Annotated in this window: 13 protein-coding genes and 1 pseudogene; 4 read left to right on the top strand and 10 right to left on the bottom strand. The window is 72.0% G+C overall.

Annotated elements, in window-relative coordinates:
• Positions 1 to 6: 6 nt before the first annotated feature.
• Positions 7 to 1,731: an urease subunit alpha gene (locus AB0B40_RS33205; RefSeq protein WP_345053639.1), complete on the bottom strand. Its 1,725-nt coding sequence runs from the start codon at positions 1,729 to 1,731 to the stop codon at positions 7 to 9.
• Positions 1,728 to 2,447: an urease subunit gamma gene (gene ureA / locus AB0B40_RS33200; RefSeq protein ID WP_362267220.1), complete on the bottom strand. Its 720-nt coding sequence runs from the start codon at positions 2,445 to 2,447 to the stop codon at positions 1,728 to 1,730. Before ureA ends, AB0B40_RS33205 begins: the two co-directional genes overlap by 4 nt.
• A 144-nt stretch (positions 2,448 to 2,591) precedes the next feature.
• On the opposite strand from ureA, the gene AB0B40_RS33195 reads away from it, so the two are divergent.
• Positions 2,592 to 4,034, top strand: a complete 1,443-nt coding sequence (locus AB0B40_RS33195; RefSeq protein WP_362267218.1) for a cytosine permease — start codon at positions 2,592 to 2,594, stop codon at positions 4,032 to 4,034.
• Between the two features lie 74 nt (positions 4,035 to 4,108).
• Here the strand turns inward: AB0B40_RS33195 and AB0B40_RS33190 are convergent, their stop codons facing one another.
• Both AB0B40_RS33190 and AB0B40_RS33185 read right to left on the bottom strand, forming a co-directional pair.
• Complete coding sequence (locus AB0B40_RS33190; RefSeq protein WP_345053646.1) at positions 4,109 to 5,197, bottom strand: branched-chain amino acid aminotransferase; 1,089 nt, start codon at positions 5,195 to 5,197, stop codon at positions 4,109 to 4,111.
• A gap of 240 nt (positions 5,198 to 5,437) precedes the next feature.
• On the bottom strand, positions 5,438 to 6,481 hold the full coding sequence (locus tag AB0B40_RS33185; protein WP_345053648.1) for a 3-isopropylmalate dehydrogenase: 1,044 nt from the start codon (positions 6,479 to 6,481) through the stop codon (positions 5,438 to 5,440).
• Between the two features lie 143 nt (positions 6,482 to 6,624).
• Between AB0B40_RS33185 and AB0B40_RS33180 the strand changes: the two genes are divergently transcribed.
• Entirely contained in the window at positions 6,625 to 8,172 is a 1,548-nt protein-coding gene (locus tag AB0B40_RS33180; RefSeq protein WP_362267216.1) for a metallophosphoesterase family protein, read from the top strand.
• Between the two features lie 109 nt (positions 8,173 to 8,281).
• On the opposite strand, the gene AB0B40_RS33175 is transcribed toward AB0B40_RS33180, so the two are convergent.
• From AB0B40_RS33175 to AB0B40_RS33165, 3 genes are all read right to left on the bottom strand, one after another.
• Positions 8,282 to 8,413, bottom strand: coding sequence for a hypothetical protein (locus tag AB0B40_RS33175; protein WP_345053653.1), 132 nt, complete (start codon positions 8,411 to 8,413; stop codon positions 8,282 to 8,284).
• 382 nt (positions 8,414 to 8,795) lie between these two features.
• The gene (pruA, locus tag AB0B40_RS33170; RefSeq protein WP_345053656.1) at positions 8,796 to 10,427 is read right to left on the bottom strand and encodes an L-glutamate gamma-semialdehyde dehydrogenase; all 1,632 of its coding nucleotides are present in this window, start codon (positions 10,425 to 10,427) and stop codon (positions 8,796 to 8,798) included.
• Between the two features lie 39 nt (positions 10,428 to 10,466).
• Positions 10,467 to 11,393: a proline dehydrogenase family protein gene (locus AB0B40_RS33165; RefSeq protein ID WP_345053658.1), complete on the bottom strand. Its 927-nt coding sequence runs from the start codon at positions 11,391 to 11,393 to the stop codon at positions 10,467 to 10,469.
• A gap of 164 nt (positions 11,394 to 11,557) precedes the next feature.
• Between AB0B40_RS33165 and AB0B40_RS33160 the strand changes: the two genes are divergently transcribed.
• Positions 11,558 to 12,838 carry a helix-turn-helix domain-containing protein gene (locus tag AB0B40_RS33160; protein ID WP_362267213.1) on the top strand — a complete coding sequence of 427 codons (1,281 nt, stop codon included), beginning with the start codon at positions 11,558 to 11,560 and terminating at the stop codon, positions 12,836 to 12,838.
• 173 nt (positions 12,839 to 13,011) lie between these two features.
• Here AB0B40_RS33160 and AB0B40_RS33155 read toward each other — a convergent pair whose 3' ends face one another.
• Positions 13,012 to 13,587, bottom strand: coding sequence for a TetR/AcrR family transcriptional regulator (locus tag AB0B40_RS33155; protein ID WP_345051121.1), 576 nt, complete (start codon positions 13,585 to 13,587; stop codon positions 13,012 to 13,014).
• 96 nt (positions 13,588 to 13,683) lie between these two features.
• Here AB0B40_RS33155 and AB0B40_RS33150 point away from each other — a divergent pair, with 96 nt between their 5' ends.
• Entirely contained in the window at positions 13,684 to 15,231 is a 1,548-nt protein-coding gene (locus AB0B40_RS33150; protein ID WP_345051124.1) for an MFS transporter, read from the top strand.
• A gap of 114 nt (positions 15,232 to 15,345) precedes the next feature.
• Here AB0B40_RS33150 and serA read toward each other — a convergent pair whose 3' ends face one another.
• Together serA and AB0B40_RS33140 are read right to left on the bottom strand one after the other, a co-directional pair.
• Positions 15,346 to 16,935 (bottom strand): phosphoglycerate dehydrogenase, encoded by a 1,590-nt coding sequence (gene serA, locus AB0B40_RS33145; RefSeq protein ID WP_345051126.1) that lies wholly within the window; start codon positions 16,933 to 16,935, stop codon positions 15,346 to 15,348.
• Between the two features lie 225 nt (positions 16,936 to 17,160).
• Positions 17,161 to 17,378, bottom strand: a pseudogene (locus AB0B40_RS33140) (ketol-acid reductoisomerase); the annotation flags it as partial.

Here is a 17,378-nt window from a genome sequence, read left to right as displayed (position 1 = left end):
GGGTTCTCAGAGGAAGTAGAGGCGGTTGAGGGAGACGGAGTCGGCGGGCTCGGAGCTGAGCGGGTCGCCGTCGAGGGTGACGAGGCCGGTGCGCTGGTCGACGTCGACCGCTCCGATGCGGGCGTTCAGCCGCAGGTCGGCGGGGCCGATCCCGCGGGTGCCGCGCACGGCGACCCGGCGCCGGCGGGTGGGCATCGTGTCGTTGCCCTGGTCGACGGCGGCCCGGGCGACGAACGCGACGGAGATGTCCGCGGCCGTGGCGCCGTACGAGCCGAACTGGGGGCCGAGGACGAGCGGTTCGCAGGTGTCGGTGGCCGCGTTGGGGTCACCGACCACGCCGTACGCCGGGAAGCCGGACTTGAGGACGAGCTGCGGCTTGGCGCCGAAGTACTCGGGGCGCCACAGCACGATGTCGGCGAGCTTGCCGACCTCGATCGAGCCGACCTCGTGGGCGAGGCCGTGCGCGAGGGCCGGGTTGATGGTCAGCTTGGCCATGTAGCGCAGGACACGGGCGTTGTCGTCGCCCTCGCCGTCGCCCTCCATGGGGCCCAGCTCCGCCTTCATCTTGCCGGCCATGGCGAACGTACGGCGGACCGTCTCACCGGCGCGGCCCATGCCCTGGGCGTCGGAAGAGGTGATGCCGATCGCGCCCAGGTCGTGCAGCACGTCCTCGGCGCCCATCGTGCCGGCCCGGATCCGGTCGCGGGCCATGGCCGCGTCACCGGGCAGGTCGGTCTTGAGGTCGTGGACGGAGACGATCATGCCGTAGTGCTCGGCGACCGCGTCCCGCCCGAAGGGCAGGGTGGGGTTGGTGGAGGAGCCGATGACGTTCGGCACGCCGGCCATCTTCAGCACGTTGGGCACGTGTCCGCCGCCGCAGCCCTCGATGTGGAAGGCGTGGATCGTGCGGCCCTCCAGCACCCTGAGGGTGTCCTCGACCGACAGGCACTCGTTCAGGCCGTCGCTGTGCAGGGCCACCTGGACGTCGTGCTCCTCGGCGACGCGCAGCGCGGTGTCCAGGGCACGGGTGTGGGCGCCCATGTCCTCGTGCACCTTGAAGCCGCTCGCCCCGCCCTCGGCCAGGGCCTCGATCAGGGGCGCCTCGTGGGACGACGAACCCCGGCCCAGGAAGCCGATGTTGACGGGCCAGGCGTCGAAGGCGTTGAAGGCGTGGCGCAGCGCCCAGGGCGAGTTGACGCCGACGCCCCACACGGGGCCGAACTCCTGCCCGATGATCGTGGTCACGCCGGAGGCGAGGGACGCCTCCATGATGCGCGGGGACAGCAGGTGGACGTGGGTGTCGACGGCGCCCGCGGTGGCGATCAGGCCCTCTCCGGAGACGATCGAGGTGCCGGTGCCGACGACGACGTCCACCCCGTCCAGGGTGTCCGGGTTGCCGGCCCGCCCGATGGAGCAGATGCGCCCCTCGCGGATGCCGAGGGACACCTTCCTGATGCCCTGCGCCGCGTCGATCACGACGACGTTGCTGATCACGACGTCGCAGGTCTCGCGGACGGCGGCGGCCTTCAGGTGCAGTCCGTCGCGGGCGGTCTTGCCGAAGCCGGCCAGGAACTCGTCGCCGTACTTCTGGGCGTCGGACTCGACGCGGACGGTCAGACCGGAGTCGCCGAGACGGATGCGGTCGCCGGCGCGGGGGCCGTGGGTGGCCGCGTAGGCGTGGGGGTCGACATGGATCGACCGGCTCACCTCGCGTCCCTTCGAGCGGCTCATCGCCGGTCTCCTTCCGTCGTGACACCGAGATATCCGCAGGCGGCGGCCCGGCGCAGGGCTTCCTCGCGGGCTCCGGGCGCGTCCAGCGGCCCGTCCACGAGTCCGGCGAAGCCGATCGCGATCCGCTCGCCGCCCACGGGTACGAGCCCGACCTCCTCGCTCTCGCCCGGCCCGAACCGGACCGAGGAGCCCGCGGGCACGGCGAGGCGCATGCCGTAGGCGCTGCGGCGGTCGAAGTCGAGGCGCGGGTTGGCCTCGAAGAAGTGGAAGTGGGAGGTGACGGAGACCGGCACGGTCGCGGTGTTGGTGACGCGGAGCCGGACGACCGGTTCGGGGTCGGCGTGCCCGGGGCCGGGCAGCAGCGCGCCCGGCGCCCGCTCGCCCAGGCCTCCCCCTGCTTCGCGGGGGGACCCCCAGCCGATGGGGTCGGAGACGACCGCGAGGCGGGAGCCGTCGTCGAAGACGGCCTCGACCATCACCTCGGTGACGACGTCGGCGACGCCCGGGAGCACGTCCTCGGGGCCGAGCACCGAGCGGGCCGCCTCGATGGCCTCGGCGAGCCGCCTGCCGTCCCGGGCGGCCTCGCAGACGGTGTCCGCGATCAGCGCGGTGGCCTCCGGCACGTTGAGCCGGAGGCCGCGCGCCCGGCGGGCCCGGGCCAGCTCGGCGGCTCCGAAGAGCAGCAGCCGGTCACGTTCCGTTGGGGTCAGTCTCACGACGCGGCACCTCCTTGTCTTCCCAAAGTTAGAACATCACTCTAAACAGAGAATTCATGAAACAGAAGCATTGACCGGAACCGGGGGTTCACGTCACATTGAACGTCGCTCTAACCCCGAGGCGGCCGTCGAAGGAGACCAGCCATGCCGATAGAACAGCACGGAGTCGACACCATCCCGGAGCCGGAGCGGACCAGTGGTCCGCGTGACCTCGTGTCGATCCTGCTCGGCTCCAACCTCTGCCTCGGGGTGATCATCTTCGGCTGGCTGCCGCCGTCCTTCGGGCTCGGCTGGTGGGCGTCGGTGAGCGCCATCGCGGCGGGCACGGTGATCGGCACCCTGTTCACGGCCCCGCTCGCGCTGGTCTCCCTGCGCACCGCGACCAACCTCTCCACCTCCTCGGGCGCGCAGTTCGGCGTGCGCGGCCGGCTGGTCGGCTCGGTCGTCGGACTGCTGCTAGCCCTCGGCTACACCGCGCTGACGGTGTGGATCGGCGGGGACGTGATGCTGGGCGTTCTCGGCCGGCTCTTCGGGGTGCCGGCCGACGGTGTGTCGTACGCCCTCGTCTACGCGGTGCTCGCCGCGGCGACCGTCGCGGGCGCGGTCTACGGCTACCGCGTGCTGCTCGCCATGTCCCGGGTGCTGGCCGTCGGCATGACGGCCCTGCTGCTCCTGGGCGTCCTCGCCTACGCCCCGCACTTCGGCACCGGCGCGCTGCCGGAAGCGGGCGGCTACCTGCTGGGGTCGTTCTGGCCCACCTGGTTCCTGGCGGCGGTGGCGGCGGGACTGTCCGGGCCCGTCGCCTTCATCACCCTGCTCGGCGACTACACGCGCTACATCTCCCCCACCCGCCACTCCAGCCGCAAGGTTCTGCACGCCACCTGGCTCGGACTGGTCCTCGGCCTGCTGGTGCCCCAGCTGTTCGGCACGTTCACCGCGTACGCCGCCCGTGCGGCCACCGACTACGCGGGCCCGCTGGTCTCCGCCTCCCCCGGCTGGTACCTGGTGCCGCTGCTGCTGTCCGCCTCGGCCGGCTCGGTCGGCAACGCGGGCCTGATGCTGTACTCCATGGGCCTGGACCTGGACGCGATCCTGCCCCGCGCCTCCCGCGCCCGCGCCACCTACACGGTCGCCGTCGTGGCCACCGCCTGCGTCTTCGCCGGCCACTACGCCTGGAACGCGCAGTCGGCGATGACCTCCTTCGTGCTCCTGCTCACCGCCGTCGGCACCCCGTGGGCGGTGATCACCCTCATCGGCTTCGTCCGCTGCCGCGGGGTGTACGACGCCGACGCCCTCCAGGTCTTCAACCGCCGCTCGCGGGGCGGGATCTACTGGTACCGGGCGGGCTGGAACGTACAGGCCGCCACCGCCTGGGCGGCCGGCGCGGTGGTCGGCCTGCTGGCCGTGTCGCTGCCGTCGTACGAGGGTCCGCTGCTGCACCTGACCGGCGGGGTGGACTGCAGCTTCCTGCTGTCGGGGCTGGTCGGCGGGGTCGTCTATCTCCTGCTGAGCGCACGCGGCGCCGGCCCCACGGTCACGGCGCGGGAGCCCGCCGAGCCGGCCACCACGGTGGCCGCCGGGGGCTGACCCCGGGACACCCACAGTCGGCCCGGGCCGGCCGGGGACGGCCGGCCGGCCCGGGCTCCTTCATGGCGCGGCGCCTAGCCGACGCGGTGCATCCAGCCGTGCTTGTCCTCGGTCATGCCGCGCTGGATGCTGAGCAGGGCCTCCCGCAGCCGCTGGGTGACCGGGCCGGGCGTGCCGTCACCGTGGGTCCACTGGTCCGTCTTGGTCTTGACGTGACCGATCGGGGTGACCACGGCGGCGGTGCCGCACGCGAAGACCTCGGTGAGGGCACCGGAGGCGGCGTCCGCCCGCCACTGCTCCAGGGTGACCGTGCCCTCCTCGGCGGTGTAGCCGAGGTCGCGGGCGACCTGGAGGAGGGAGTCGCGGGTGATGCCCTCCAGGATGGAGCCGGTGAGCGACGGGGTGACGATCCGGTCGCCGTAGACGAAGGCGACGTTCATGCTGCCGCTCTCCTCGACCTTGGTGCGGGTGACCGCGTCGAGGTAGACGACCTGGTCGCAGCCGTGCGCGGCGGCCTCGGCCTGCGGGAGCAGGGAGGCGGCGTAGTTGCCGCCGGTCTTGGCGTCGCCGGTGCCGCCCGGGACGGCGCGGACGTGGTCCTCGGAGACCCAGATGGTGACCGGCTTCACGCCGCCGGCGAAGTAGGCGCCGGACGGGGAGGCGATCAGCATGAACAGGTACTCGTTGGCCGGGTGGACGCCGAGCGCGGCCTCCGTGGCGAACATGAACGGCCGCAGGTACAGCGACTCCTCACCGCCGTGCGGCGGGACCCAGTCGGCGTCCTGGCTGAGCAGCGCGTCCAGAGCGGCGATGAACAGCTCCTCGGGCAGCTCGGCCATGGCCATGCGGCGGGCGGAGGTGCGGAAGCGGCGGGCGTTGGCCTCGGGGCGGAACAGCGCGATCGAGCCGTCGGGCTGGCGGTAGGCCTTCAGCCCCTCGAAGATCTCCTGGCCGTAGTGCAGGACGTGGGTGGAGGGGTCCAGGGAGATCGGGCCGTACGGGACGAGCTGGGCGTCGTGCCAGCCACGGCCCTCGGTCCACCTGATCGTCACCATGTGGTCGGTGAAGTGGCGGCCGAACCCCGGGTTGGCCAGGATCGCCTCGCGCTCGGAGGCGGCGAGCGGGCTGGCGGACGGCTTGAGCTCGATCGTGGGCGTCGTCATCAGTGGTGTCCTTCACCGGTTGTAGTGACGGGCCGCGCTCACGCCTGTACTGCCGGTCGTCGGTGCTAGGACGTCCGAGCATTCCCTCATGTCGCGGCCCCGCGTTCGATTATCGCGCGGGCGCCGGCGACGGACGGATCCAGGGTGATGCGGCCCAGGGTTGATGGTGGCACCCGGCGAGGCACAGGAAAAGCCGCCGGGTGCGGTAGCGACCCGGCGGCTTGGAGGCAGAGCGGCGGGTCAGCCGGCTACGCGTACGGCGAGCGCGTCGCCGATCTCGGAGGTGGAGCGGGCCGGCTTGCCGACGCGCTCGGTCAGGTCGGCGGCGACCGCCGCGTCGATGCGGTCGGCCTCCGCGTCGTAGCCGAGGTGGCGCAGCAGCAGGGCGACGGACAGGACGGTGGCGGTGGGGTCGGCCTTGCCCTGGCCCGCGATGTCCGGGGCCGAGCCGTGGACCGGCTCGAACATGGACGGGAACTCCCGGCCGGGGTTGATGTTCCCGGAGGCGGCCACGCCGATGCCGCCGGAGACGGCCGCGGCGAGGTCGGTGATGATGTCGCCGAAGAGGTTGTCGGTGACGATGACGTCGAAGCGGCCGGGGTCGGTGACGAGGTAGATCGTCGCCGCGTCGACGTGGATGTAGTCGGTGGTGACCTCGGGGAACTCCTCGGCCACCCGGTTGAAGACGTTCGTCCACAGGTGCCCGGCGAAGGTCAGCACGTTGTTCTTGTGGACCAGCGTGAGCTTCTTGCGCGGGCGGGCCTGGGCACGGGCGAAGGCGTCGCGGACCACGCGCTCGACACCGAAGGCCGTGTTCACGGACACCTCGGTGGCGACCTCGTGCTCGGTGCCCTTGCGGATCGTGCCGCCGTTGCCCGTGTACGGGCCCTCGGTGCCCTCGCGGACGACGACGAAGTCGATCTCCGGCTGGCCGGCGAGCGGGGTGGCGACACCCGGGAGCAGCTTGGACGGGCGCAGGTTGACGTGGTGGTCGAAGGCGAAGCGGAGCTTGAGCAGGAAACCGCGCTCCAGGACGCCGGACGGCACCGACGGGTCGCCGATCGCGCCGAGCAGGATGACGTCGTGCCGCCTGAGCTGCTCCAGGTCGCCGTCGGTGAGGGTCTCACCGGTGGCGTGGTAGCGGCGGGCGCCGAAGTCGTACTCCTTGGTCTCCAGCTTCACATCCTGCGGCAGGACGGCGGAGAGGACCTTGAGACCCTCGGCCACGACCTCCTGGCCGATGCCGTCACCGGGGATCACTGCGAGATTGATGCTGCGAGACATGCCCGGCACCCTACTCCTCGTCCCATGGGATGACACACCTAGTCCGCCATGCGGACACCCGGACGGGTGCCGGCGTCAGCCTGTCGGTTCCTGTTCACCCGTATGTGGCAAGGGTGTTGTGCTCCGGTGGAAGATTCCCTGTCATGGAGACCCCTGACGTCGGCATCCCGCACCCGCTCGCCGAGCGGCTGAGCATGGCCGAGCAGTACGAGTACCTGCGCACCCGTGTGCTCCCGCGCCGCACCCTGGTGACCGCGGGCGCGGTGGCGGGCGGCCTGCTGGCCGGCTGCGGCACCGCGTCCGCCGGCAGGCCGGACCCGGCCACCTCACGGGCGCCGGGTTCGGCGGTCCTGCCGTTCGGCCGCCATCTCGCCTTCGGCTCCGATCCCAGGACCGGGATGCGGATCTCCTGGCAGGTGCCGTCCGCGGTGAAGCGGCCGTACGTGCGCGTCGGTCTGCGCCCGGACGACCTCGGACACCGCGTCGCGGCCGAACTGCGCCCGCTGCACACGCCCGCGGCGCAGGGGGTGCGGCCCGCACTGGAGCAGTACTACGTGCACGCGGCCGTGGCCGGCCTCACGCCCGGCACGACCTACTACTACGGCGTCGGCCACGACGGCTGGGACCCCACCGCCTCCGCCCATCGCGCGGCCATCACCTCCTTCCGCACGGCGCCCGCCCGTCCCGGGCGGTTCGTCTTCACCGCCTTCGGCGACCAGGGCGTGAGCCGGGCCGCACACGCCAACGACGACGTGCTGCTGCGTCAGAAGCCGGCCTTCCACCTGCACGCCGGCGACATCTGCTACGCCGACGCCAACGGCACCGGCCGGAAGTCGGACGGCTACGATCCCGCCTTCTGGGACCTGTTCCTGAAGCAGAACGAGCCGGTCGCGCGGTCCGTGCCCTGGATGGTGACGACCGGCAACCACGACATGGAGGCCTGGTACTCGCCGGACGGCTACGGCGGCCAGCTGGCCCGCTTCTCCCTCCCGGAGACGGGCTTCGACCCGCACGGCACGCCGGGCGCGTACGCGTTCACCTACGGCAACGCCGCCTTCGTCGCACTGGACGCCAACGACGTGTCCTACGAGATCCCCGCCAACCTCGGGCACACCGGCGGCCGGCAGACGGCCTGGCTCGACCGGACACTGCGGCGGCTGCGCGCCACCCACGGCATCGACTTCCTGGTCGTCTTCTTCCACCACTGCGCCTACTCCACCTCGCAGCACGCCTCGGACGGGGGCGTACGGCGGGAGTGGCTGCCGCTGTTCGCGAAGCACCAGGTGGATCTGGTGATCAACGGCCACAACCACGTGTACGAGCGCACGGACGCGATCAGGGCCGGACGGATCGGCCGGGCGGTGCCCGTCGGCGGCTCCACCGACCCCACCCGGGACGGCACGGTGTACGTCACGGCGGGCGGCGGCGGCCGTGACCTGTACTCCTTCCCCTCGGGCGTCAAGGACAGCTACGAGGGGCACGTGACCCGGCACGGGGCCGTGCCGACCTTCGTCTGGGGGAAGGGCGGGGGCCGCGCGTCGGAGACGGTGGAGTGGTCCCGGGTCCGCTACACCGGCTTCTCGCTGCTCTCGGTGGAGGTCCGGGCGGGCACCTCACCTCGGCTCGCGGTGTCGGCACTGGCCCAGAACGGGCGTCGGATCGACCACTTCGAGGTGCGGCGGGGCAGGTGACCGGCCGCCGGGGAGCACGGCGCGCCGGATGACCGGCCGCCGGCGTCGCGGCGCGGCGGGGGGCCGTGCCGCACCCCGTGCGGGTGCGGCTCGCGGCCGGCGGTCCGGCTCAGTGGCCGGTCTCGCCGCCGTTGTCCCGGCGGTCCAGGGCGCGCTGGAGGGCGGCGGCGGCGTTCTTGCGCTCGGACTCGCTCGAGCGGGTGATGTGGCGGACTCGGGGGCGGACGGTCGTCTCGGCCATGGGAATCGACTCCTTCGGCAGAACGCGGAGCACGGCAGTGAGGGATACGAGACGCCGGAAGGGGCGGGGAGCGTCGGCCGCAGGGGTTGCCTGCACAGGGCCCGGCTCACGACCGCCATTCGCTGGATCGAGCGAGACGTTCGGCTCCTCCCAAACTAAGGGAACGGCCCGCGTCTGTCTGCCCAATTACTCGGACTTCCTACTATCTGAGACGGCGCACTGCGCCACACCGCCCTGAGCTGGGCCTTCGCGCGTTCGGAGGTCCTCCCGCCGAGGGAGCGCATGCGCCGCGACGGCCGTACGGCGGCCGTCGCGGCGCATGGGAACGGCCCGGGAGGCCCGCTCGGATGTCGGGTTTCCCGGGCCGTGCTCGCGGGGCCGGTCAGCCCATGTGCGGGTAGCCGTAGTCGGTCGGCGCGACCAGGGTCTCCTTGATGGCGCGGGTCAGCGTCCAGCGCTGGAGGTTCTGGGGGGCACCGGCCTTGTCGTTGGTGCCGGAGGCGCGGCCGCCGCCGAACGGCTGCTGGCCGACCACGGCGCCGGTCGACTTGTCGTTGATGTAGAAGTTGCCCGCGGCGAAGCGGAGCTTCTCCATCGTGTACGCCGCCGCGGCGCGGTCGTTGGAGATGACCGAACCCGTGAGGGCGTAGTCCGACACCGACTCCATCTGGGTCAGCATCTCGTCGTACGCGTCGTCCTCGTAGACGTGCACGGCGAGGATCGGGCCGAAGTACTCGGTCGTGAAGACCTCGTTCTCCGGGTCGGTGCACTCGATGACGGTCGGGCGGACGAAGTAGCCGACCGAGTCGTCGTAGGTGCCGCCCGCGACGATCGTGCAGGCCGGGTCCGCCTTGGCGCGGTCGATCGCGGCCTTGTTCTTGGCGAAGGAACGGTCGTCGATCACGGCGCCGAGGAAGTTCGACAGGTCCGTGACGTCACCCATGGTCAGGTAGTCGACCTCGGCCGCGAACTCCTCCTTGAAGCCCGAGTTCCAGATGGAGGCCGGGATGTAGGCGCGGGAGGTGGCGCTGCACTTCTGGCCCTGGTACTCGAAGGCACCGCGGGTCAGGGCCGTCTTGAGGACGGCGCGGTCGGCGGACGGGTGCGCGACGAGGAAGTCCTTGCCGCCGGTCTCGCCGACCAGACGCGGGTAGGAGCGGTACTTCTCGATGTTGCTGCCGACCGTCTTCCACAGGTGCTGGAAGGTCTTGGTCGAGCCGGTGAAGTGGATGCCGGCCAGGTCGCGGTGGTTCAGGGCGACCTCGGAGACGGCGATGCCGTCGCCGGTGACCAGGTTGATGACGCCCTTCGGCAGGCCCGCCTCCTCCAGCAGCTCCATGAGCAGCACGGCGGCGTGGGTCTGGGTCGGGGACGGCTTCCAGACCACCACGTTGCCCATCAGGGCCGGGGCGGTGGGCAGGTTCGCCGCGATCGCCGAGAAGTTGAACGGCGTGATCGCGTAGACGAAGCCCTCCAGCGGGCGGTGGTCCAGGCGGTTCCACACGCCCGGGGAGTTCGCCGGAGGCTGCTCGGCCAGGATCTGGCGGGCGTAGTGGACGTTGAAGCGCCAGAAGTCGACCAGCTCACAGGGGCTGTCGATCTCGGCCTGCTGGGCGGTCTTGGACTGGCCCAGCATGGTGGAGGCGGCGATGGTCTCGCGCCACGGGCCGGCCAGCAGCTCGGCGGCGCGCAGGATGATCGCCGCGCGGTCGTCGAAGGACATCGCGCGCCAGGCCGGCGCGGCGGCCAGGGCCGCGTCGACGGCGTCCTGGGCGTCCTGCCGGGTGGCGTGGCGCAGGGTGCCGAGGACGGCCTTGTGGTTGTGCGGCTGGACGACCTGGAACGGCTCGCCGCCGCCCATCCGCTTCTCGCCGCCGATGGTCATCGGCAGGTCGATGGGGTTCTCGGCCAGCTCCTTGAGCTTGACCTCCAGCCGGGCGCGCTCGGGCGAGCCGGGGGCGTAGCCGTGCACCGGCTCGTTGACGGGGGTGGGGACCTGGGTCACAGCGTCCATGAGATCCTTGACTCCTTGTACGTGAGCGGGTGTTCGGGCTCAGCCCTTGGTGATCATGCTGCGGACGAAGAAGCGCAGGTTGGCCGGCTTCTCCGCGAGGCGGCGCATGAAGTAGCCGTACCAGTCGGTGCCGTAGGCGGTGTAGACGCGCATGCGGTGGCCCTCGGCGGCCAGCCGCAGGTGCTCCTCGCCACGGATGCCGTACAGCATCTGGAACTCGTACTCGTCGAGCTTACGGCCGGCCTTGTGGGCCAGTTCCTGGGCGATGGCTATCAGGCGCGGGTCGTGGGACCCGATCATCGGGTAGCCCTCGCCCTCCATCAGCGTCTTCAGGATGCGCACGTAGGCCTTGTCGATCTCGTGCTTCTGCTGGTAGGCGACCTCGGCGGGCTCCTTGTAGGCGCCCTTGACCAGGCGGACGCGGCTGCCGGACTCCGCCAGGCGGCGGGCGTCGGCCTCGGTGCGGAACAGGTAGGCCTGGATGACGCAGCCGGTCTGCGGGAAGTCCTTCCGCAGCTCCTCGTGGATGGCGAACATCGAGTCCAGGGTGGTGTGGTCCTCGGCGTCCAGGGTGACCGTGGTGCCGATGGCGGCGGCGGCCTCGACGACCGGGCGGACGTTGGCGAGGGCCAGCTCGTGGCCGCCGTCCAGCGCCTGGCCGAACATCGACAGCTTCACGGACATCTCGACCCGCTCGCCGAGCTCCAGCTCCTTGAGGTGGTCGATCAGCGCCAGGTAGGCGTCGCGGGCGGCTGCCGCCTGCTCGGGGGTGGTGATGTCCTCGCCGACGACGTCCATCGTCAGCTCCAGACCCTTGGCCGTCAGGTCCCTGATGATCGGGACGATGTCGGCCACGGTCTCGCCGGGGATGAAGCGGTCGACGACCTGCTTGGTGACCGGGGCCGCCGAGATCAGGCGTCGCATCCGGTCGCTGCGCGACGCGGCGAGAATCACGGGACCCAGCACGGGGCACCTCCACAACAAAGCCAGAAAGAGGCCGTAACCCGACCATTCGGGTACAGCACGGAGAACCACCGTGAAACCTATGGAACGCTCCGATCGTCGGCCATCGACAGCTGTCACGCATCCCTGCCCGGGATCTCAGACAGATGTATGAAGGGCGCCGGGGAATGGGGGAGAATGCCCGAGTGGCGGCGGAATACAAGGCGGACCACCAGGAGCTGGTGGACGAGATCTCGGAGCTGCTGGGCGCCCCCGCGACCCTGGAGAACCGCGACTTCGAACTGATCGCCTTCGGTGCGTACGACAGCGACGACGAGCTGGACGCCTCGGCGCTGGACCCGGTGCGCACCCGCTCGATCCTGACCCGGCGCTCCACGGCGACGGTCCGCGCCTGGTTCGAGGGCTTCGGCATCACCCGCGCGACCGCTCCGGTGCGGATCCCGCCGAGCCCGGAGGCCGGGGTCTACCGCGGCCGGATCTGTCTGCCGGTACGCCATCGGGGTGTGGTCCTCGGCTACGTCTGGCTCCTGGACGGCGATCCCGGGCCGACGGACGCGCAGCTGGCCGCCGCGATGGAGGTGGCGGACCGGATCGGCGCGCTCCTCGCCGACGAGGCGGAGGCCGGGGCGGGGCTGAGCCGGGAGCTGCGGGCGGTGCTCACCACGGAGCGGGGCTGGCAGCGGGACATGGCGGTGGCCGACCTGCGCACCGCCCTCGGGCCCCGCGCCGACGGCCCCCTCACCCTGGTGTGTGTCGCCCCCTGGCCCTCGGCCGACCCGGACGACGCCCCCGCCGCCCGGACGATCCCGCACGCGACGGCGCTGTGCACGCTGCCGTGGGGGGCGACCGGGCAGAGCCTCGCGCTGCTGGTGCGGCTGCGGACCACGCAGACCAGCACGCCCGCGCTGGCGGCGGCCGCCCGGCTGCTGAAGGAGGCCGAGGGGGCCCGTGGGTCCGGGGGCGGCGCGGCGCGCGGCGCCGGGGCCCGGGTGGCGGCGGCGGTGGCCGCGGGAGCCGGCGCGCCGGCCCGGGCCGGCGGCTGCGCCGCGGGGATCGGCGAGCCCCGCACCGGACTCGCCGAGCTGGACACGGTGTGGCAGGAGGCGTCGGCCGCCGCGCGGGCCGCGCTGGCCGAGCCGCGGTTCGGACCGGTCGCCCAGTGGGCGGAGATCGGGGCGTACCGGCTGCTGACCGCGCTGCCGCCGGAGGCCGCCCAGGACCGTGTGGTCGGCCCGCTCCTCGCGCCCGTCCACCGGGAGCTGGCCCGCACTGCCGAGGTCTACCTGGACTGCGCGGGCCAGGCCGGGCGCGCGGCCTCCGAGCTGGGCATCCACCGCCAGACGCTGTACTACCGCCTGTCCCGGGTGGAGCGGCTGACCGGCCTGGACCTGGACGACGGGGAGGACCGGCTGCTGCTGCACATGGCGCTGAAGCGGGCGCGGTTGTGACCGGCGCGCGGTTGTGACCGGTGCGCGGGTCGCCGTCCAGCGGGCGGGTCGCCGTCCGCCGGGCGGGTCGCCGTCCGCCGGGCGCCGGAGACCGCGGTGGGGGCGCGACGGAAGCCGTGGCCGCCGGCCGGGAGGCGCGCGGCCGCACGGTCAGGCCGCCGCCCGCACCGGCCTCAACTCCCCGCCTGCGCCGCCTCCATGACCTGCCGCAGGCCCGCCGCGAGCGCCGCCCCGTCCGGTGCCGTCTTCGGGTCGAACGTCCACTGCGAGATGAGACCCGTCATCAGGGTCAGATAGAACTGGCCGAGGGTGTCGACGGTCTCGTCCGACACCTCCTCCTCCGGCACGCCCATCAGCAGCGCCACCATGCCCCGGCCGGCCTCGCGCTGCGCGCGCGACAACTGGTCGCGCACCTCGGGCAGTTGGTCGCCCATCGCGATGATCTCCACGCTGAGCCGCCAGACCGAGCCCGGCTCCCGCATGCTGTCGACGACGTTCGACCACACCTCCCGGAACCGCTCCAGCGAACCGGGGGCGCCGCTGATCCCGGCGCCGATCTCGAAGGACATGCCCTCGACCAGCTCGATGTAGGCCTGCGCCAGCAGCGAGTCCTTCGAGCCGTAGTGGTACCCGATCGAGGCCAGATTGGTCCCCGAGGCCTTCACGATGTCCCGCGCCGTCGTGCGCGCGAAGCCCTTCTCCAGCAGGCAGCGCTTGGCGCCTTCGAGCAGATCCTCACGGTGTCCCATGGGGCCACCCTACCCGGGATCCATACAACCGTCCTAGACAACTGACTTATACGCGCGTCCTAGACAAGCGTTTAAAACATCCCTAGAGTCCTCGGCATGACGAACTCGCCGAGCACCACCACCCCCGTCGGCGCCGACGGCGCCACCCCCGCCCGTGCCGGGCGCCGCGAGTGGACCGCCATGGGCGTACTGATGCTGCCGCTGCTGCTGGTCTCGATGGATGTCTCCGTCCTGTACTTCGCGACCCCCGCCATCAGCGCGGACCTGCACCCGAGCGGCACCCAGCAGCTGTGGATCTTCGACGTCTACGGATTCGTCCTGGCCGGCCTGTTGATGACGATGGGTTCGCTCGGCGACCGCATCGGCCGCCGCAGGCTCCTGCTCATGGGCGCCGCCGCCTTCGGCACCGCCTCGCTCCTCGCGGCCTACGCCGACAGCGCCGGGACCCTGATCGCGGCCCGCGCGGTCCTCGGCATCGGCGGCGCGACCCTGATGCCGTCCACGATGGCGCTGATGCGCACGATGTTCACCGACCCCGCCCAGCGGGCGAAGGCGGTCGGCCTGTGGTCCGGCGTGATGACCGGCGGCATCGCCCTCGGCTCGGTGATGAGCGGCATCATGGTCGAGCACTTCTGGTGGGGCTCGGTCTTCCTGGTCAACCTGCCCGCCATGGTGCTCCTGCTGCTCCTCGGCCCGGTGCTGCTGCCCGAGTCGAAGGACCCCCGGCCCGGCCGCTTCGACTGGGTGAGCGTGCCGTTGTCGATGGCCGCCGTGCTCCCGGTGATCTACGGCGTGAAGGAGATCCCCTCGGAGGGCTGGCACCCGCAGTACGTCGTCTCGCTCGTCGTCGGCCTGCTCTTCGCGGCCCTGTTCGTCCACCGGCAGCGCACCGGCGCCTCACCGCTGATCGAGCCGGCCCTGCTCAAGGCCCACGGCTTCACCCCGGCGCTGGTGCTGAACCTGGTCGCCGCGCTCGCCATGATGGGCTCGGCCATCTTCACCACGCAGTACCTGCAGTCGGTCCTCGGCAAGAGCCCGCTGGCGGCGGCCCTGTGGAGCCTGCTGCCCTCGGTGTTCATCGGCCTCGCCGGTCCGCTCACCGCACAGCTCGTCCAGCGGGGTGTCAACCGGGGCCACGTCGTCGCCGGCGGCTTCGCGGCCATGACGGCGGGTTTCTCGATGCTCGCCTGCGTCGGCACCGACTCGCTGTGGCTGGTGCTGGCCGGGGCCGGCGTGCTGGCCTGCGGGATGGTCACGGTCTCGGCCCAGCTGGTCGACCTGGCCATCGGCAGCGCCCCGGTGGAGCGGGCGGGCACGGCCTCCTCCCTGCTGGAGACCGGCACCGAGTTCGGCGGCGCGCTCGGCATGGCGGTCCTCGGCTCCATCGGTACGGCGGTCTACCGCCACGAGATGCCGTCCACCGCTCCGGCCGGGGCCCGCGAGACGCTGGGCGACGCCCTCGTCACGGCGGCGCACCTGCCCGGCCGGGCCGGTGAGTCCCTGCTGGCCACCGCCCGGGAGGCGTTCACCAGCGGCTTCCAGAGCGCGGCGATCGCCGGGGCGGTGCTGACGGCGCTCGCGGCGGTGGGTGCGGCGGTGACGCTGCGCAGGACCGGGACCGGGACCGGGCAGGGCGAGAAGTAGGACGACGACGAAACGCCGGACAGGCCGAGCTTCCTCGGCCTGTCCGGCGTTCGTGCACCAGGCCCCTGTCAGGGGCGCTGCGGGGTCCGGGGGCCGCGACCCCCGGACGCGGTCTCAGACCAGGTTCACCGAGCGGGCGGACGTGGCACCGATCTCGGCGGCGACCTCGGCCAGCACCCCGGGGGCCACCGTGTCGTCGACGGTCAGCACCGCGAGCGCCTCGCCGCCCGCGGCCGCACGGGCGACCTGCATGCCGGCGATGTTGAGGCCCGCCTCGCCGAGGATGCGGCCGACGGTGCCGACGACACCCGGACGGTCCTCGTAGCGCAGCACCAGCATGTGGTCGGCGAGCGCGAGGTCGACGTCGTAGTCGCCGACCGCGACGATCTTCTGCACGTGCTTGGGGCCGGCCAGGGTGCCGGAGACCGACACCTCCTCGCCGGTGCCCAGCGTGCCGCGCACGGTCACCACGTTGCGGTGTTCGGCCGACTCCGAACTGGTGGTCAGCCGGACCTCGACACCGCGCTCCTGCGCGAACAGCGGCGCGTTGACGTACGACACCGTCTCGTCGACGACGTCCTCGAAGACGCCCTTGAGCGCGGACAGCTCCAGCACCTTCACGTCGTGCTGGGTGATCTCGCCGTAGACCTCGACGTCGAGGCGGACGGCGACCTCACCGGCGAGCGCGGTGAAGATCCGGCCGAGGCGCTCGGCGAGCGGCAGACCCGGCTTGACGTCCTCGGCGATGACACCGCCCTGGACGTTGACGGCGTCCGGCACGAGTTCACCGGCGAGGGCGAGGCGCACGGACCTGGCGACGGCGATACCGGCCTTCTCCTGGGCCTCGTCCGTCGACGCGCCCAGGTGCGGGGTGCACACGACCTGGTCCAGCTCGAAGAGCGGGGAGTCGGTGCACGGCTCCTTGGCGTACACGTCGAGGCCGGCGCCGGCGACCCGGCCTTCCTTGAGCGCCGCGTACAGCGCCGCCTCGTCGACGATGCCGCCACGGGCGGCGTTGACGATGCGCACGCTGGGCTTGACCTTGCGCAGCGCCTCGTCGCCGATCAGGCCGAGGGTCTCGGGGGTCTTGGGCAGGTGGACGGTGATGAAGTCGGAGACCTCGAGCAGCTCGTCCAGGGAGAGCACCTTGACGCCCATCTGCGCGGCCCGCGCGGGCTGCACGTAGGGGTCGTAGGCGACGACCTTCATGCCGAAGGCGGACATGCGCTGCGCGACCAAGGCGCCGATGCGGCCGAGGCCCACGACGCCGAGGGTCTTCTCGGCCAGCTCCACACCCGTGTACTTGCTGCGCTTCCACTCGCCGTTCTTCAGCGCGGCGTTGGCCTGCGGGATGTTGCGGGCGGTGGAGAGGAGGAGACCGCAGGCCAGCTCGGCGGCGGTCACGATGTTGGAGGTCGGGGCGTTGACGACCATGACGCCGGCCTTGGTGGCGGCGGCGACGTCGACGTTGTCCAGGCCGACGCCGGCTCGCGCGACGACCTTGAGCTTCTTCGCGGCGGCGACGGCCTCGGCGTCGACCTTGGTGGCCGAGCGGATGAGGATCGCGTCGACTTCGGCGATGGCCGGGATCAGCTCGGAGCGGTCGGCTCCGTTGCAGTGCCGGATCTCGAAGTCCGGACCGAGCGCGTCGACGGTCGCGGGCGAAAGCTCTTCAGCGATGAGTACGACGGGTTTCGAGCTCACGTGAGTCCTCACAAGTCCAATGCGGACGGCCGTCCCGACGGCCGCAGGCGGTGGAGGGGCTAGCCGCGGAAGACGCACGACGCTGTGGGCCTGACGCGTGTTGTCCAGCAGTCTAGTGGCGTGGCGGTGGCCGTAATGCGCCGCCGCGGAAGGATCACCCGTCCGGGGCTGGACGGGGTGGACAACAGGGGCCGGAGCAGTACGCCCCGGCCCCCGCCACGAGGCTTACGCCTCCTCGTCGACCCAGCTCATCAGCTTGCGCAGCTGCTTGCCGGTGGTCTCCAGCAGGTGCTCGGAGTCCTGCTGCTTGTACTCGTTGTACTTCTTCAGACCGCCGTGGTACTCGTCCATCCAGTTCCTGGCGAAGGTGCCGTCCTGGATCTCGGCCAGGACCTGCTTCATCTCGGCCTTGGTGGCGTCGGTGATGATCCGCGGACCGGTGA

Origin of the sequence: Streptomyces sp. NPDC042638, assembly GCF_040647235.1 — a bacterium.
Taxonomy (GTDB): domain Bacteria; phylum Actinomycetota; class Actinomycetes; order Streptomycetales; family Streptomycetaceae; genus Streptomyces; species Streptomyces rameus.
The sequence above is the reverse complement of the archived record's forward strand: the minus strand, read 5'-3'. Positions and strand labels throughout refer to the sequence as shown.

Coding starts and splice junctions, on each gene's coding strand:
- AB0B40_RS33205 (WP_345053639.1), bottom strand. CDS start 1,731: ATGAGCCGCTCGAAGGGACGCGAGGTGAGCCGGTCGATCCATGTCGAC.
- AB0B40_RS33195 (WP_362267218.1), top strand. CDS start 2,592: ATGCCGATAGAACAGCACGGAGTCGACACCATCCCGGAGCCGGAGCGG.
- AB0B40_RS33190 (WP_345053646.1), bottom strand. CDS start 5,197: ATGACGACGCCCACGATCGAGCTCAAGCCGTCCGCCAGCCCGCTCGCC.
- AB0B40_RS33185 (WP_345053648.1), bottom strand. CDS start 6,481: ATGTCTCGCAGCATCAATCTCGCAGTGATCCCCGGTGACGGCATCGGC.
- AB0B40_RS33180 (WP_362267216.1), top strand. CDS start 6,625: ATGGAGACCCCTGACGTCGGCATCCCGCACCCGCTCGCCGAGCGGCTG.
- AB0B40_RS33175 (WP_345053653.1), bottom strand. CDS start 8,413: ATGGCCGAGACGACCGTCCGCCCCCGAGTCCGCCACATCACCCGCTCG.
- pruA (WP_345053656.1), bottom strand. CDS start 10,427: ATGGACGCTGTGACCCAGGTCCCCACCCCCGTCAACGAGCCGGTGCAC.
- AB0B40_RS33160 (WP_362267213.1), top strand. CDS start 11,558: ATGGGGGAGAATGCCCGAGTGGCGGCGGAATACAAGGCGGACCACCAG.
- AB0B40_RS33155 (WP_345051121.1), bottom strand. CDS start 13,587: ATGGGACACCGTGAGGATCTGCTCGAAGGCGCCAAGCGCTGCCTGCTG.
- AB0B40_RS33150 (WP_345051124.1), top strand. CDS start 13,684: ATGACGAACTCGCCGAGCACCACCACCCCCGTCGGCGCCGACGGCGCC.